Annotated in this window: 11 protein-coding genes and 2 rRNA genes; 7 read left to right on the top strand and 6 right to left on the bottom strand. The window is 67.9% G+C overall.

The window, feature by feature from the left end; genetic code table 11:
• The first annotated feature begins 264 nt into the window (after positions 1-264).
• Positions 265-3,012 carry a pyruvate dehydrogenase (acetyl-transferring), homodimeric type gene (gene aceE / locus ACZ43H_RS05040; RefSeq protein ID WP_464590733.1) on the top strand — a complete coding sequence of 916 codons (2,748 nt, stop codon included), beginning with the start codon at positions 265-267 and terminating at the stop codon, positions 3,010-3,012.
• A gap of 283 nt (positions 3,013-3,295) precedes the next feature.
• On the opposite strand, the gene ACZ43H_RS05035 is transcribed toward aceE, so the two are convergent.
• Positions 3,296-4,255, bottom strand: a complete 960-nt coding sequence (locus ACZ43H_RS05035; protein ID WP_464588258.1) for an alpha/beta fold hydrolase — start codon at positions 4,253-4,255, stop codon at positions 3,296-3,298.
• Between the two features lie 131 nt (positions 4,256-4,386).
• Between ACZ43H_RS05035 and ACZ43H_RS05030 the strand changes: the two genes are divergently transcribed.
• The 6 genes from ACZ43H_RS05030 (at position 4,387) to ACZ43H_RS05005 (ending at position 9,756) form a co-directional block, all read left to right on the top strand.
• Positions 4,387-5,601, top strand: a complete 1,215-nt coding sequence (locus ACZ43H_RS05030; protein ID WP_464588256.1) for a PucR family transcriptional regulator — start codon at positions 4,387-4,389, stop codon at positions 5,599-5,601.
• Positions 5,602-5,687: 86 nt separating this feature from the next.
• Positions 5,688-6,611 (top strand): ACP S-malonyltransferase, encoded by a 924-nt coding sequence (locus tag ACZ43H_RS05025; protein WP_464588254.1) that lies wholly within the window; start codon positions 5,688-5,690, stop codon positions 6,609-6,611.
• The gene (locus ACZ43H_RS05020) at positions 6,611-7,612 is read left to right on the top strand and encodes a beta-ketoacyl-ACP synthase III (RefSeq protein WP_464588253.1); all 1,002 of its coding nucleotides are present in this window, start codon (positions 6,611-6,613) and stop codon (positions 7,610-7,612) included. Before ACZ43H_RS05025 ends, ACZ43H_RS05020 begins: the two co-directional genes overlap by 1 nt.
• Before the next feature lie 56 nt (positions 7,613-7,668).
• A complete protein-coding gene (locus ACZ43H_RS05015) occupies positions 7,669-7,914 on the top strand; it encodes an acyl carrier protein (protein ID WP_379183637.1) in 246 nt (81 codons plus the stop codon).
• Positions 7,915-8,001: 87 nt separating this feature from the next.
• Positions 8,002-9,252 (top strand): beta-ketoacyl-ACP synthase II, encoded by a 1,251-nt coding sequence (fabF, locus tag ACZ43H_RS05010; RefSeq protein WP_464588251.1) that lies wholly within the window; start codon positions 8,002-8,004, stop codon positions 9,250-9,252.
• A gap of 99 nt (positions 9,253-9,351) precedes the next feature.
• The gene (locus ACZ43H_RS05005; RefSeq protein WP_464588250.1) at positions 9,352-9,756 is read left to right on the top strand and encodes a hypothetical protein; all 405 of its coding nucleotides are present in this window, start codon (positions 9,352-9,354) and stop codon (positions 9,754-9,756) included.
• Between the two features lie 65 nt (positions 9,757-9,821).
• Here ACZ43H_RS05005 and ACZ43H_RS05000 read toward each other — a convergent pair whose 3' ends face one another.
• The 5 genes from ACZ43H_RS05000 to ACZ43H_RS04980 form a co-directional block, all read right to left on the bottom strand.
• A complete protein-coding gene (locus tag ACZ43H_RS05000; RefSeq protein ID WP_464588248.1) occupies positions 9,822-10,364 on the bottom strand; it encodes a DUF3145 domain-containing protein in 543 nt (180 codons plus the stop codon).
• A gap of 189 nt (positions 10,365-10,553) precedes the next feature.
• The gene (locus ACZ43H_RS04995) at positions 10,554-11,363 is read right to left on the bottom strand and encodes a PP2C family protein-serine/threonine phosphatase (RefSeq protein WP_464588246.1); all 810 of its coding nucleotides are present in this window, start codon (positions 11,361-11,363) and stop codon (positions 10,554-10,556) included.
• A gap of 138 nt (positions 11,364-11,501) precedes the next feature.
• Positions 11,502-12,458, bottom strand: coding sequence for a tetratricopeptide repeat protein (locus ACZ43H_RS04990; RefSeq protein WP_464588245.1), 957 nt, complete (start codon positions 12,456-12,458; stop codon positions 11,502-11,504).
• 75 nt (positions 12,459-12,533) lie between these two features.
• Positions 12,534-12,650 (bottom strand): 5S ribosomal RNA (gene rrf, locus ACZ43H_RS04985).
• Positions 12,651-12,837: 187 nt separating this feature from the next.
• Positions 12,838-15,957: ribosomal RNA gene (locus ACZ43H_RS04980) — 23S ribosomal RNA — on the bottom strand.
• Between the last annotated feature and the right edge of the window lie 301 nt (positions 15,958-16,258).

Genomic DNA, 16,258 nt, shown 5'->3' with positions numbered 1-16,258 from the left:
TGGCATTGTCGCAAGGTGTGGAGTAGTCCAGCGGATGTGGTGCCCCGACGCAACCCGTGTCCGAAGGATGTTGAGAACCGAAACGCTGCCGGAGCCGCCCCGACCCCCTGTCCCAGGGGTGTACGCCGCCCGACTGACGGACCTACCGCCGGGTAAATTTCGTGTGCTCGGCACGCGTGCAACGATGAGACGGTGACCGAAGACTCCACCACTGGTTCAGGCACTGGCTCTGACACGGGCTCCGACACCCAGCGGAGCGGCTCCATCCCCTCGGTGATCCACGAGGGTCTGCCCACCCAGCTGCCCGACATCGACCCCGACGAGACGCAGGACTGGATCGACTCCTTCGACTCCCTCGTCGACGAGCGCGGCCGCGAGCGTGCCCGCTACGTCATGCTGCGGCTCCTCGAGCGCGCCCGGGAGACCCAGGTGGGCGTGCCCGCGCTGCGCAGCACCGACTACATCAACACGATCCCGCCCGAGCGCGAGCCGTGGTTCCCCGGCGACGAGGAGATCGAGCGGCGGATCCGCGCCTTCATCCGCTGGAACGCCGCCGTCATGGTGTCCAGCGCCAACCGCAAGGGCCTCGAGGTCGGCGGCCACATCGCCACCTACCAGTCCTCGGCCAGCCTCTACGAGGTCGGCTTCAACCACTTCTTCAAGGGCAAGGACGCCCCCGGCGGCGGCGACCAGATCTACATCCAGGGCCACGCCTCCCCCGGCGTCTACTCCCGCGCGTTCCTCGAGGGCCGCCTCGACGAGGAGCAGCTCTACCGGTTCCGCCAGGAGGTCCAGCACGGGCCCGGCGCCGGCCTCCCGTCGTACCCCCACCCCCGGCTGATGTCGGACTTCTGGGAGTTCCCGACGGTCTCGATGGGCCTGACCGGCATCAACTCGATCTACCAGGCCCGGTTCAACCGCTACCTGCACAACCGGGGCGTCAAGGACACCAGCCAGCAGCACGTCTGGGCCTTCCTCGGCGACGGCGAGATGGCCGAGCCCGAGTCGCTGGGCGCCATCCGGATCGCCGCGCGCGAGGAGCTCGACAACCTCACCTGGGTCATCAACTGCAACCTGCAGCAGCTCGACGGCCCGGTCACCGGCAACGGCAAGATCATCCAGGAGCTGGAGGCCAACTTCCGCGGCGCCGGCTGGAACGTCATCAAGGTCGTCTGGGGCCGCGAGTGGGACCAGCTGCTCGCCCGCGACGTCGACGGCGTGCTCGTCAACCGGATGAACAACACCCCCGACGGCGCCTTCCAGACCTACTCCGTCGAGACCGGCGACTACATCCGCGACAACTTCTTCGGGGGTGACCCGCGGCTGCGCAAGATGGTCGAGCACATGAGCGACGAGCAGATCCGCAAGCTCCCGCGCGGCGGCCACGACTACCGCAAGGTGTACGCCGCGTTCGACGCGGCCAGCAAGCACGTCGGCCAGCCGACGGTGATCCTGGCCAAGACCATCAAGGGCTGGACGATCGACGCCCTCGAGGGCAAGAACGCCACCCACCAGATGAAGAAGCTGACCCAGGACGACCTCAAGAAGTTCCGGGACCGCCTCTACCTGCCGATCTCCGACCGCGACCTCGAGCGCTCCTACGAGGAGACCGGCGCCGCGCCGTTCTTCCACCCCGGCGAGAAGGCTCCCGAGATCGAGTACATGATGGAGCGGCGCAAGGCGCTCGGCGGCTCGGTGCCGCGGCGCGTGGTGCGGGCCAAGAGCCTCCAGCTCCCCGGCGACAGCGTCTACTCCGAGCTCAAGCAGGGCTCGGGGAAGAACTCCATCGCGACCACGATGGCCGTCGTCCGGCTGCTGAAAGACTGGATGAAGGACCCGGAGATCGGCAAGCGCATCGTGCCGATCGCCCCGGACGAGTACCGCACGTTCGGCATGGACTCGATGTTCCCGAGCGCCAAGGTCTACAACCCCGCCGGACAGAAGTACGAGTCGGTCGACCGGAAGTTGTTGCTCTCCTACAAGGAGTCGCAGCAGGGCCAGATGCTGCACGAGGGCATCTCCGAGGCCGGCGCGATGGCCTCGGCGACCGCTGCGGGCTCGGCGTACTCCACGCACGGCGAGCACATGATCCCGTTCTACATCTTCTACTCGATGTTCGGGTTCCAGCGCACCGGCGACTCGATCTGGGCGATGGCCGACCAGCTGGCCCGCGGGTTCCTGATCGGCGCCACGGCCGGCCGCACCACGCTGACCGGCGAGGGCCTGCAGCACGCCGACGGGCACTCGCCGCTCCTCGCGGCGACCAACCCGGCGGTCGTGCACTACGACCCGGCGTTCGCCTACGAGGTCAGCCACATCATGCAGTCGGGTCTCGAGCGGATGTACGGCTCCACCGAGGCGCGCCCGCACGGTGAGGACGTCATCTTCTACATCACCGTCTACAACGAGCCCGTGCAGCAGCCGGCGGAGCCCGAGGGCGTCGACGTCGAGGGGATCCTCAAGGGCATCCACCGCGTCTCCACCGCCGACGGTGAGGGCCCGCGCGTCCAGCTGCTCGCCTCCGGCGTCGGCTTCCCGTGGGTCAAGGAAGCAGCCCGGATCCTCGCCGAGGAGTGGGGCGTGCAGGCCGACACCTGGTCGGTCACCTCGTGGAACGAGCTGGCCCGCGACGGCGCGGCGGCCGAGGAGTGGAACCTCCTCCACCCGGGCGAGTCGCCGCGCACCGCGTACGTCGCCGACAAGCTGGCCGGGGCCCAGGGCCCGGTCGTCGCAGTCTCGGACTACATGCGCGCCGTCCCGCTGCAGATCGCACGCTGGGTGCCGGGCGACTACCGCGTCCTCGGTGCCGACGGGTTCGGCTTCGCCGACACCCGCCCGGCGGCCCGCCGCTACTTCCACATCGACGCCCAGTCGGTGGTCGTGCAGACGCTGCAGGCGCTCGCCGACGCCGGTGAGATCGAGCGGGAGACGGTCGAGAAGGCGTTCGCGCAGTACCGCATCGACGACCCGACCGCGGTCGCCGGCGTGAAGCAGGAGGGTGGGGACGCCTGAGCAGCCGAGCGCGAGGAACGAGCGCGCGGCGTGGGCGAAGGCGGGTTGAGCAAGCCCGCGCCTGAGGAACGAAGGCGCGACAGGCGCGTCGACGCCTGAGCAGCCGAGCGCGAGGAACGAGCGCGCGGCGTGGGCGAAGGCGGGTTGAGCAAGCCCGCGCCTGAGGAACGAAGGCGCGACAGGCGCGTCGAAACCCGGTGAGACGAAGCAGGGCGGTGACCACCGGTCACCGCCCTGCTTGTCCTACGTGGTTTCGAGGCTCGTCGCTGGCGCTCCTCGCACCTCAACCAGCGGGAGCGCTGGTGATGTCCGAGACGGACGCGATCCGCACCGGTCCGGCGTGCCCGTTGCGGAGCAGGTTGCGGAACCGCACCCGGCTGTAGGCCGCCGGCTGGGTCGAGCGGATGAACTCGTGGACGATCTTGGCGAACCGGTGCGGGTGGTCCTTGTGCGGGAAGTGGCCGGCGTTCGGGATCACCTCGACACGGGCCGCGGGCGCGAGGGCGGCGGCGTTGCTGGCGTGCCGCACCGGGATGACCCGGTCGTCGCGACCCCACACGACGGCCATCGGCATGGCCTCGGTCAGGTAGGCGCGGTCGGCCATGGTCACGATCTGCCCACGCCAGTCGACGACCGCCCGGACGACGTGCCGGATGGCATGCCGGGCGTGCGGGTCCTTGAAGGAGTCGTAGATCTCTGCGACCTCGTCGAGGTCGCGGGTGTGCTTCCACGGCGCCCGGGACAGCGTGCGCAGCCCCGCCTTGCCGGCGTGCCGGACCCCCGGGAGCGTCAGCAGGCCCATCACCTGGTGGAACCCGGGGGTGGTGATGGCGCGGATCGCCGGGCTCACCTCGGGGCCGAGGCCGCCGGAGGCGACCAGCATCAGCCGCTCGGTGCGCTCGGGGAACTGGTAGGCGAACTGCATCGCGACCCCACCGCCGAAGCTGTGGCCGATCACGGTGGCCTTGTCGATCCCGAGGACCGTCAGCAGGTCGCGCATGCCGTTGGCGTAGCCGCCGACGCTGTAGTCCGCGCGCGGCTTGTCCGAGAGCCCGTGCCCCAGCAGGTCGGGCGCGATCACGGTGTAGCGCTTGGCCAGCGAGTCGATCACCGGCTCCCACGTCGTGTGGTCGCAGCCGAGACCGTGCAGGAGGAGTACGACGGGCCCCTGGCCGGCCTTGACGAACGCGCGTCGATGACCGTGGAGCGTGACGTACTGGACTTCGTGCGGCGTGCTGGACACCGACCCTCCTGAAATGCCGGACCGAACCGGCTCGATGAAGGATTCAACCAGAACTGGTTGCAGTTCGGGACCCTGAAACCCTTATTTCACCGGGGTGTTACGTGGATCGGGTGTTCGACTAGCCTCGATCTGTGCCCTCCACGTCGCCCGTCGTACCCAGCCGGCGCGCGGCCGATGCGCTCCAACGCTCCACGGGCGCGATGAGCACCTCCGCCATGGCCCGGATGGAGGCCGACATGCGGTGGTTCCGGGAGCTCAGCGCCGAGGACCGCTCCTGGGTCGGGCTGATCGTGCAGGCCGGCATCCGGGGCTTCGTCGACTGGTACCGCCTCGAGAGCGCGCAGCCCGACGACGGCGGGGGCTCCGCGGTGGCCGCCTCGGTGTTCGGCGCGGCGCCCCGGGCGCTCGCCGGCGTGATCAACCTGCGGCAGACCGTGGACCTGGTCCGCCTGTCGATCGAGGTGGTCGAGAGCAACATCGACTCCATCGTGGATCCCGAGGACGCCCCCGACGTGCACGCCGCGGTGCTCCGCTACGCCCGCGAGGTCGCCTTCGCCACGGCCGAGGTCTATGCCCGCGCCGCCGAGCTCCGCGGCGCCTGGGACGCCCGGCTCGAGGCGCTGGTCGTCGACGCCGTGCTGCGCTCGGAGGCCGACGAGACGCTCCTCTCCCGGGCCAGCGCGCTGGGCTGGACGGCACGCGGCGACGTGACGGTCGTGCTCGGCTCGGTGCCCGCGCAGCGCACGGAGACCGACCTCTTCGACGAGGTACGCCGCAGCGCCCGGTCGGCGGACATGGACGCCCTCTGCGCGGTCCAGGGCGAGCGGCTGGTCGTCCTGCTCGGCGGTGTCACCGACCCGCGCGTCGCGGCCGAGTCGGTGGTGCACCTGTTCGGTGAGGGGCCGGTCGTCGTCGGCCCGGTGGCCGACGACCTCGGCGACGCTCACATCTCGGCCCGGGCGGCCGTCTCGGCCCACCGTTCCGCCGCCGGCTGGCCCGAGGCGCCGCGACCGGTGCGCAGCAGCGAGCTGCTTCCCGAGCGTGCGCTGGCCGGTGACGGCCACGCCCGCCGGCACCTCGTCGAGGAGGTCTACCTGCCCCTCGTGCGGGCGCGGGGGACGCTCATCGAGACCCTGGGGGCCTACTTCCACCACGGCGCCTCCATCGAGGCGGCGTCCCGCGCGCTCTTCGTGCACGCCAACACGGTCCGCTACCGGCTGCGCCAGGTCGCCGACCTCACCGGCTACTCACCGGCGCAGCCGCGCGACGCGTTCACCCTCGAGATCGCGCTGGTCCTCGGCCGCCAGTCGGGTCGCGGGGACGAGCCCGCCACCCCCTCGGCGTGATTTGTAGGAACTCTACAAAGAATCCCCCTTCAGATTCGTGTGCGCCCGAGGCGATGCGGCGGCCCCGGCACGGCAGAGTTGGTGTCGTGCTCGTCATCGTCGCTCCCGGTCAGGGCGCCCAGTCGCCAGGCTTCCTCACGCCCTGGCTCGAGGACGCCACCTTCGCCTCGCGGTTCCAGCCGCTCTCGACGGCCGCCGAGCTGGACCTGGTCCACTTCGGCACCGAGGCAGACGCGGAGACCATCCGGGACACCCGGGTGGCCCAGCCGCTGCTGGTCGCCACCGGCCTGGCCGCCTTCGACGTGCTGGCCCCCGCCGGCGCCGTCGGGGCCGTGTCGGGCCACAGCGTGGGCGAGCTGGCCGCTGCCGCGATCGCCGGGGCGGTCACCGCGGAGGAGGCCATGGTGCTGGTCCGCGAGCGCGGGAACGCGATGGCCGAGGCTGCCGCCGCCACCCCCACGGGCATGACCGCCGTGCTCGGCGGCGACCGTGACGACGTCCTCACCACGCTCCAGCGGCACGGGCTGACCCCCGCGAACGACAACGGGCCGGGCCAGATCGTCGCCGCCGGCACCCGCGAGCAGCTCGAGGCCCTGGCCGGCGACCCGCCGGCCAAGGCGCGGCTCACCCCGCTGAGCGTCGCCGGTGCCTTCCACACCGAGCACATGGCACCGGCCGTCGGTCACCTCGAGAAGCTCGCGGCCGGCATGGCCACGCAGGCGCCGGCCATCCCGGTGATCTCGAACCGCGACGGCGGGGTGGTGCGCGACGGGGCCGAGGTCCTCGAGCGGATCGTCGGCCAGATCGCCAACCCGGTGCGCTGGGACCTGTGCATGGAGACCATGCGCGACCTCGGCGTGACCGGTGTCCTCGAGCTGCCCCCGGCGGGCGTGCTCACCGGCATCGCCAAGCGCAACCTCAAGGGCGTCGAGACCTTCGCCCTCAAGACCCCCGACCAGCTCGACGAGGCCCGGGCCTTCTGCGAGAAGCACGCGAACGGAGCCTCATGATGGGTGCCTTCCAGTCCTCCCAGGGTGCCCCGCACGCCGCCATCCTCGGCGTCGGCGCCTACCGCCCCTCACGCATCGTCCCCAACGCCGACATCGTCGAGGCGATCGACTCCAGCGACGAGTGGATCCAGCAGCGCTCGGGCATCAAGCAGCGCCGCTGGGCCACCCCCGAGGAGACCGTGCAGATGATGTCGGTCGCGGCCTCGCGGCAGGCGCTGGAGCGCGCCGGCGTGGAGGCCCAGCAGATCGACTGCGTCGTGGTGGCCACCGTGAGCCACATGCTGCAGACGCCCGCGGTCGCCACCGCGATCGCGCACGAGCTCGGCACCGACCAGGCGGCCGCCTTCGACATCTCGGCCGCCTGTGCCGGCTTCTGCCACGCCGTGGCGATGGCCTCCGACTTCGTCCGCGCCGGCAGCGCCCGGCACGTCCTCGTCATCGGCGTCGAGCGCCTCTCGGACCTCACCGACGTGGGCGACCGCGGCACCGCGTTCATCTTCGCCGACGGCGCCGGCGCCGTGGTCGTGGGTCCCAGCGAGACGCCCGGCATCGGCCCGGTCGTCTGGGGCTCCGACGGCGAGCAGTTCGACCTGATCCGGCAGCGCGAGGACTGGCGCGACGTCATCGCCTCGACCGACCCGGTGATGCCCCACCTCGTGATGCAGGGCAACCCCGTCTTCCGCTGGGCCTCGTTCGCGATGGCCAAGATCGGCCAGCAGGCCCTCGACCGTGCCGGCGTCAGCATCGAGGACCTCGACGTCTTCGTCCCCCACCAGGCCAACATGCGCATCATCGACGCGATGGCCCGGTCCATGAAGCTCCCCGAGCGGGTCAAGATCGCCCGCGACATCGCCGAGCAGGGCAACACCTCGGCCGCCTCGATCCCCCTTGCCCTCGAGCGCATGATCGCGGAGGGTGACGCGAAGAGCGGCGACACCGCCCTGCTCATCGCCTTCGGCGCCGGCCTGGCGTACGCCGCCCAGGTCGTCACCGTCCCCTGAGCGGCCCCACAGACGCACCACCCACTGCACATCACCAACGAGAGGAACCACCCCAGATGGCCACCACCGAAGAGATCCGCGCCGACCTCGCCGACATCGTCAACGAGGTTGCCGGCGTCGACGCCGACGACGTCCAGCTCGACAAGTCGTTCGTCGACGACCTCGACGTCGACTCGTTGTCCATGGTCGAGGTCGTCGTGGCCGCGGAGGAGAAGTTCGGCGTCTCGATCCCCGACGACGAGGTCAAGAACCTCAAGACCGTCGGTGACGCCGTCGCGTTCATCGAGCGCGCCCAGGGCTGACCTGCCCTCCAGCGCCCGTTCCCGCGGGCGCCGGTCCCCCACCAGGTGGCCGGCGCCCGCCAGCAGCAGTCGAGATGTGAGGAAGAGATGAGCCGCACAAGAGTCGTGGTGACCGGACTCGGCACCACCAGCCCGGTCGGAGGCGACGTCGCGAGCACGTGGGACTCGCTCGTGAACGGACGCTCCGGCGTACGCGCCCTGACCGACGAGTGGGCCGCGGACATGCCGGTCAAGATCGCCGGCCGGGTGGCCGTCGAGCCCACCGAGGTCCTCGAGCGGGTCAAGGCCCGCCGGCTCGACCGCTCCTCGCAGTTCGCGATGGTCGCGGCGATGGAGGCCTGGCGCGACGCCGGCCTCGACACCGCCCAGGAGGCCGGCGAGCTCGACCACGAGCGGATCGGGGTCGCCATGGCCTCCGGCATCGGCGGCGTGAACACCCTCCTCGACAACTACGACATCCTCAAGGAGAAGGGCCCCCGGCGGGTCTCTCCGCTGGCCGTCCCGATGCTGATGCCGAACGCGCCCGCGGCGCAGATCAGCCTGTACGTCGGCGCCCGCGCCGCCGTGAACACCCCGGTGTCGGCCTGCGCCTCCGGCAACGAGGGCATCGCCCTGGCCGTCGACCAGATCCGCCTCGGCCGCGCCGACGTCGTCGTCGCCGGCGGCACCGAGGCCGCGATCCACCCGCTGCCGATGGCGGCGTTCGCCAACATGATGGCGCTCTCCAAGAACCCCGGTGACCCGACCACGGTGTCGCGCCCGTGGGACACCGGCCGTGACGGCTTCGTGCTGGGCGAGGGTGCCGGCGTGCTGGTCCTCGAGTCCGAGGAGCACGCCAAGGCGCGCGGGGCCCGGATCTACGCCGAGGTGCTGGGCGCCGGCATCACCGCCGACGCGCACGACATCGCCCAGCCCGACCCTGCGGGACGCGGCGGTGCCCGCGCGATCGTGCGGGCGCTGCAGGAGTCCGAGATCTCCCCCGCCGACATCGTGCACATCAACGCGCACGCCACGTCGACCCCGCAGGGCGACATCGCCGAGGGCCTGATGATCCACGCGACCCTCGGCAAGCACGCCGACGACGTGGTGGTCACCAGCACCAAGTCGATGACGGGCCACCTGCTCGGGGGCGCCGGTGCCCTCGAGGCGATCGCCGTCGTGATGGCCCTGCACCACCGGGTCGCGCCGCCGACCATCAACCTCGACAACCTCGACCCCCAGGTCGAGCTCGACATCGCCACCAAGCCGCGCGACCTGCCCCAGGGCCAGATCGCCGCGCTGAACAACTCCTTCGGCTTCGGCGGTGCCAACGTCGCGGTGGCGTTCGGCAGCGTCTGATCCCCACCCCCGTCCGAGGGGGCATAACCAGTCGGTGTGGCGGGCGTTGTACCTCATGACGCCCGTCACACCGATTTCCGCCTGCCCTCGGGAGGGACCATGCTGCGCCCGGCGATCCTCGCCCTGCTGACCACCGTCCTGAGCAGCCTGGTGGTCGTGACGGGCCCGGTGGCCGCCGAAGCGAGGTCCTACGGGAGCACCGGCCGGCCCGACGGCATCCTGCGCGACGGGTGCCACAACTACCGCTACCACTACCGCGTACGGCCGCCCACCGGCGACTGGGTGCTCGAGACCTTCCTGATCGACCCGCGTGGCGAGAAGCTCGCCTCGGGGGCCTTCATCTCCGACTCCGACCCGCGCCGCGGGCACGGCCGGTTCCGTTTCTGCCGCTACAGCACCAAGGCGGGCCGGTTCACCATCCGCGCCAAGCTGACCTGGTACGACGGCTACGACGAGCACCGGACCCGGCTCGAGCGGTCGCACTTCCGCCTTCGCCGGCCCTGAGCCGTCCGCCGCACTCCGACGAGCATCCCGGTGGGTTCTCCCCCACCGGTCTCAGCGCGCGCCGCTCAGACGACCTGGTGCAGCCACCGCACGGGTGCACCGTCGCCGGCGTACCGGAACGTCTCGAGCTCGTCGTCCCACGGCTTGCCCAGCAGCTTGTCGATCTCGACCAGCAGCGTGGTGTCGCCCAGCGCGGCCTTGACGACCGCCGCCTTGAGCCGGTCCTCGGGGATCATGATGTCGCCGTGCAGGCCGGTGACGGCGTGGAAGACGCCGAGCTCGGGGGTGTAGGAGAAGCGCGCGCCCTCGGAGGACGAGGTGGGCTCCTCGGTGATCTCGAAGCGGAGGTGGTTCCAGCCGCGCAGGGCGGACGCCACGGCGGCAGCCGAGCCTCCCGGGCCGGCCCACGAGAGCTCGGCCCGGTACGTCCCCGCCTGCGCGGGCTGCGGCGTCCAGTCCAGGCTCACGGGCGCGCCGAGTACGCCCCCGACGGCCCACTCGATGTGCGGGCACAACGCGGACGGCGCCGAGTGGACATACAGGATGCCCCGGGTGGCGGAGCCGTTCGGGCGGGTGGCAGTGCGTGCGGTCACTGTGACCTCCTCCATCTCCGGCGTGAGATACGCCTTCCCCAGCGGTCTGACACGTTGGACATGAAGGTTGTCGAGTGACACCTGTGTAAGTTGTCGTCCCATTGTGGCCCATGTGGCGCCTGAGCACCAGCGAAACCCGAAGACTCGGGCGAACGTGTCGACCCGGGCCTGGCCGGGCCGGCCGACGGCGCAGGTCGGGGTCGCTCAGACCAGCCGGACGGCCGCCGGGTCGACCACGTTGGCGACGTCGCGGACCGCACCGAGCAGCACCCCGTCACCGACCACGAGTGGCCCGTCGATCACGTCGAGCACCAGGCAGGTGATGTTGTCGCGCCCGCCAGCGACGAGGGCCGACTGGGTGAGGACGGCCGCGGCGGAGTGGGGGTCGTGCAACCGCATCACCTCGGCGATCCGGGCGTCGTCGACGAGGTCGGTCAGCCCGTCGCTGCACAGGAGAAGCCGGTCGCCCTCACGGACGTCGAGCTCGACGAGGTCGACGTCGGCGACGTCCCCGGCGGGGTTGGCGTCCAGGCACCGCAGGACCACGTTGCGCCAGGGGTGCACGGCGGCCCGCTCCCGGTCCAGCTGACCGCCGTCCATGAGCTGCTGCACGTACGTGTGGTCGCGCGACACCTGGGTCAGCACACCGTCCCGCAGGTGGTAGGCACGGGAGTCACCCACGTGGCCGAGCAGGACACGCCGCCCGTCGCACAGGACGACCGACAGCGTGGTCGCCATGCCCTCGCGGGCCTCGTCCTCGAGCACGCCGTGCACGAGGCTGGCGCGCGCCGACGCCACGGCGTCCCGGGCGAGCCCTTCGAGGTCCTGGCCGAAGCGGCTCAGCGCCATCGCGGAGACGACGTACGCCGTGGTTGCCGAGGCGACCTCGCCGGCGGCCGCTCCCCCGACACCGTCCGCGACCAGCGCGACGTACGGCGCGACGAACGCGGAGTCCTCGTTGTGCTCGCGCACCCGACCTACGTCGCTGACACCGGCTCCCGAGAATCTCAGCATCGTCGTCCCTCTCGTGCGGACAGACCTGCAGTAGACCCCCGTGGCACAGGCGGGGTCAACCCCCGCGGTGCGGAGGTCGATGGCAGCCTCCCCACTCGGCGGGAGTCTCAATCCTCCGGGACGACCGGAGGATCGATGTCAGCCCTGGCTTCGCTCGAGCTTCTCGGCGCGTTCCGCTGCGTCGGTGATCTCGTCGGCGTCGATCGCGTGGGTCCGGTGGAACCACGCCAGGGCGTCCGTCTCCCGACCAGCCGCCTCCAGCGTGTCCGCGTAGGCGTAGCGCAGCCGCACGACCCAGGAGGCCCGGGTCTTGGAGTTCAGGGGTGCCAGCTCGAGCGTGCGCAGGGCCGCGTCCAGCTGGCCCATGTCCCGACGGGCCCCCGCCTCGACGATGGTCATCTCGGCCTTCGCCTCCGGAGCGAAGTTGACCACCGACGGGCTCTTGGCGAGCTTGAGCGCCTGGTCCGGCTGGCCCAGCGCCCGGTGGCAGTCGGCCATGATCGGCAGGTAGGCCGTGGCTCCGTTCATACGCTTCGCGGCACGCAGCTCGGCCAGCGCCTCGGCGTAGTGGCCCGCGGCGTACGCCGCCTCGCCCGTCGCCTCCCGGACCACGGCCAGCCTGGGTGCGCGCGCCCGCGCGGCGAGCGTGTGCTGGTAGGCGGTCTCAGGGTCCTCGTCGACCAGCATGCCGGCGGCCGCGAGGTGGCGCGCGACGCGCGACGCCAGCTTCTCCGGCAGGCCCTTGAGCTGGGCGGTCACCGAGCGGTCGAGCTCGCGCCCGGTGATCTCCTCCGGGAGGTCGGGACCGTCGTACCGCGCCTGCTCCGCGGTGCGGTCGCCCTGCTTGTCAGCGGGGCGCTTCCAGTCGTTCTTGCGGCCCGGGCGCTCCGAACGGTCCCCGCGCGAGCCGCGGTCGGGACGGTCCCCGCGCGAGCCGCGGTCGGGACGGTCTCCGCGGGACGCGCGGTCGGGACGGTCCCCGCGGGAACGGTCGGACGACCCCTTCCCCCCACGACCCTGGGGGCCCTCACGACGAGGTCCGCCACTGCGACCTCCATCGCCAGCGGGACGCTTGCTGCGACGGTCATCGGCCACGGTCACACACTTCCTTCGACGGTTCGGGGGTAAATAGCGTAGAGGCCACCTTGCGGTGGCCTCTACGGAGTGTATGTCCGGCGGCGTCCTACTCTCCCACAACCTCGCGGTTGCAGTACCATCGGCGCTGAAAGGCTTAACTTCCGGGTTCGGGATGGGACCGGGTGTTTCCCTTTCGCTATGGCCGCCGTAACTCTGGCGGAAACACACGCACCCAGAACCTTCGTTGGGGGTGTTTCCAAGCTCTTTGTTCAGTTGATCTGCTGAAGTGGAATTGTTTGTTCCACATGGCCAACAATGGTTTGTTGGTTGGGAACTGCGTAGTGGACGCGGGCATCACCAGTCGATGTAGCCACATTGTGTTGTGGTGATGTGTGTGTGGGACAAGCCCTCGGCCTATTAGTACCGGTCGGCTGGGCATTACTGCTGTACACCTCCGGCCTATCAACCCAGTGTTCTGCTGGGGGCCTTACCCCATCGAGTGGGTGGGAAACCTCATCTTGAAACGTGCTTCCCGCTTAGATGCATTCAGCGGTTATCACTTCCGAACGTAGCCAACCAGCCGTGCCCCTGGCGGGACAACTGGCACACCAGAGGTTCGTCCATCCCGGTCCTCTCGTACTAGGGACAGCCTTTCTCAAGTTTCCTGCGCGCGCGGCGGATAGGGACCGAACTGTCTCACGACGTTCTAAACCCAGCTCGCGTGCCGCTTTAATGGGCGAACAGCCCAACCCTTGGGACCTACTCCAGCCCCAGGATGCGACGAGCCGACATCGAGGTGCCAAACCATCCCGTCGATATGGACTCTTGGGGAAGATCAGCCTGTTATCCCCGGGGTACCTTTTATCCGTTGAGCGACGTCGCTTCCACATGCCGACGCCGGATCACTAGTTCCGACTTTCGTCCCTGCTCGACATGTCTGTCTCACAGTCAAGCTCCCTTGTGCACTTACACTCAACACCTGATTGCCAACCAGGCTGAGGGAACCTTTGAGCGCCTCCGTTACATTTTAGGAGGCAACCGCCCCAGTTAAACTACCCATCAGGCACTGTCCCTGATCCGGATAACGGACCTAGGTTAGACATCTAGTACGACCAGAGTGGTATTTCAACGATGACTCCACAACCACTGGCGTGGCCGCTTCACAGTCTCCCACCTATCCTACACAAGCCGAACCAAACACCAATACCAAACTATAGTAAAGGTCCCGGGGTCTTTCCGTCCTGCCGCGCGTAACGAGCATCTTTACTCGTAGTGCAATTTCGCCGAGTCCACGGTTGAGACAGCGCCCAAGTCGTTACTCCATTCGTGCAGGTCGGAACTTACCCGACAAGGAATTTCGCTACCTTAGGATGGTTATAGTTACCACCGCCGTTTACTGGGGCTTAAGTTCTCAGCTTCGAACTTGCGTTCTTACCGGTCCCCTTAACCTTCCAGCACCGGGCAGGAGTCAGTCCGTATACATCGTCTTACAACTTCGCACGGACCTGTGTTTTTAGTAAACAGTCGCTTGGGCCTGGTCTCTGCGGCCATCACCGCTCCCACCGCTAGGGCGTTCACGGATCCGGCCCCCCTTCTCCCGAAGTTACGGGGGCATTTTGCCGAGTTCCTTAACCATGGTTTGCTCGATCGCCTTGGTATTCTCTACCTGATCACCTGAGTCGGTTTGGGGTACGGGCGGCGCGTAGCTCGCTAGAGGTTTTTCTCGACAGCATAGGATCATCCACTTCCCCCATACGGGGTCCCCATCACATCTCAGGCCCGACATCAAAGTCAGCCATCCGGATTTGCCTAGATGGCGCCCTACCTGCTTAGCCGTACACAACCATCGGTACGGTTGGACTACCTTCCTGCGTCACCCCATCGCTTGACTACTACCAGCTCGGGTCCCACGCTACGCCCAAGCGCCTCGCCCCGAAGGGTCCGGTCACCTGGGTTTCGGATGGTTAGCATCACCGGGTTCGTCATGGGCGCTACTTTGCCGGTACGGGAATATCAACCCGTTGTCCATCGACTACGCCTGTCGGCCTCGCCTTAGGTCCCGACTTACCCAGGGCAGATTAGCTTGACCCTGGAACCCTTGATCATTCGGCGGAAGAGTTTCTCACTCTTCATTCGCTACTCATGCCTGCATTCTCACTCGTGTCGCGTCCACCACTCGATCACTCGGCAGCTTCACTCGCGACACGACGCTCCCCTACCCATCCAGAGTTCTGAACCACGAAGGCTTGAATATTCTCTGAATGCCATAGCTTCGGCGGATGACTTGAGCCCCGCTACATTGTCGGCGCGGAATCACTTGACCAGTGAGCTATTACGCACTCTTTCAAGGGTGGCTGCTTCCAAGCCAACCTCCTGGTTGTCACTGCGACTCCACATCCTTTTCCACTTAGTCACCGCTTAGGGGCCTTAGCTGATGGTCTGGGCTGTTTCCCTCTCGACTACGGAGCTTATCCCCCGCAGTCTCACTGCTGCGCTCTCACTTACCGGCATTCGGAGTTTGACTAACGTCAGTAACCTGGTAGGGCCCATCGGCTATCCAGTGCTCTACCTCCGGCAAGAAACACGCAACGCTGCACCTAAATGCATTTCGGGGAGAACCAGCTATCACGAAGTTTGATTGGCCTTTCACCCCTATCCACAGGTCATCCCCTCAGTTTTCAACCTAAGTGGGTTCGGTCCTCCACGTCGTCTTACCGACGCTTCAACCTGCCCATGGATAGATCACTTCGCTTCGGGTCTTGATCGTGCTACTCAAACGCCCTATTCGGACTCGCTTTCGCTACGGCTTCCCCACACGGGTTAACCTCGCAACACAACGCAAACTCGCAGGCTCATTCTTCAAAAGGCACGCCGTCACAACCCACAAGGGATCGCTCCGACGGATTGTAGGCACATGGTTTCAGGTACTATTTCACTCCCCGCCAGGGGTACTTTTCACCTTTCCCTCACGGTACTTGTCCGCTATCGGTCATCAAGGAGTATTTAGGCTTAACGGGTGGTCCCGCCAGATTCACACGGAATTTCAGGGGTTCCGTGTTACTTGGGATAACACTCAACAGTCACGGGCTTACCTCTACGGGGCTATCACCCTCTACGGCGCCACTTTCCAATGGACTTCAACTTCACCCGTGATTTCTCACTGTTCGACTCACCGGCAGATGAACCAGAATGCTCCCACAACCCCCGCTACGCAACCCCTGCCGGGTATCACACGCAACGGGTTTGGCCTCATCCGATTTCGCTCGCCACTACTCTCGGAATCACTATTGTTTTCTCTTCCTGTGGGTACTGAGATGTTTCACTTCCCCACGTTCCCTCCACACACCCTATATATTCAGGCGCGGGTAACTGGACATGACTCCAGCTGGGTTTCCCCATTCGGACACCCCCGGATCACAGCTCGGTTGCCAACTCCCCAGGGCTTATCGCAGGCTCCTACGTCCTTCATCGGCTCTTGATGCCAAGGCATCCACCATGTGCCCTTCATAGCTTGTCTCACAAACACAACACGACAACAACTACTACTACAAAGACACACACCAACACCCCCCAATCAAAGGGGCATCAGTGCACACACCACACACCAGCTCTCACCGGTGCGCGATGCAAGATGCTCGCGTCCACTATGCAGATCTCAAACAACAAACCCACCAAGCCCAACCCCACACCACCCAGGTGCGGGACCGGCCAAGGAGGCCCAGAAGACTCAGTTGCCTGATCCTTCAGGACCCAACAGTGTGCCAACCCCACCCCCAGCAGCGACCGCACCAGGTTCCACACCCACCAGCCGAAGCTGG

The sequence above is a fragment of the Nocardioides sp. DN36 genome, assembly GCF_055380375.1.
Note: the sequence above shows the minus strand (reverse complement) of the source record. Positions and strands in the feature narration are given on the sequence as shown.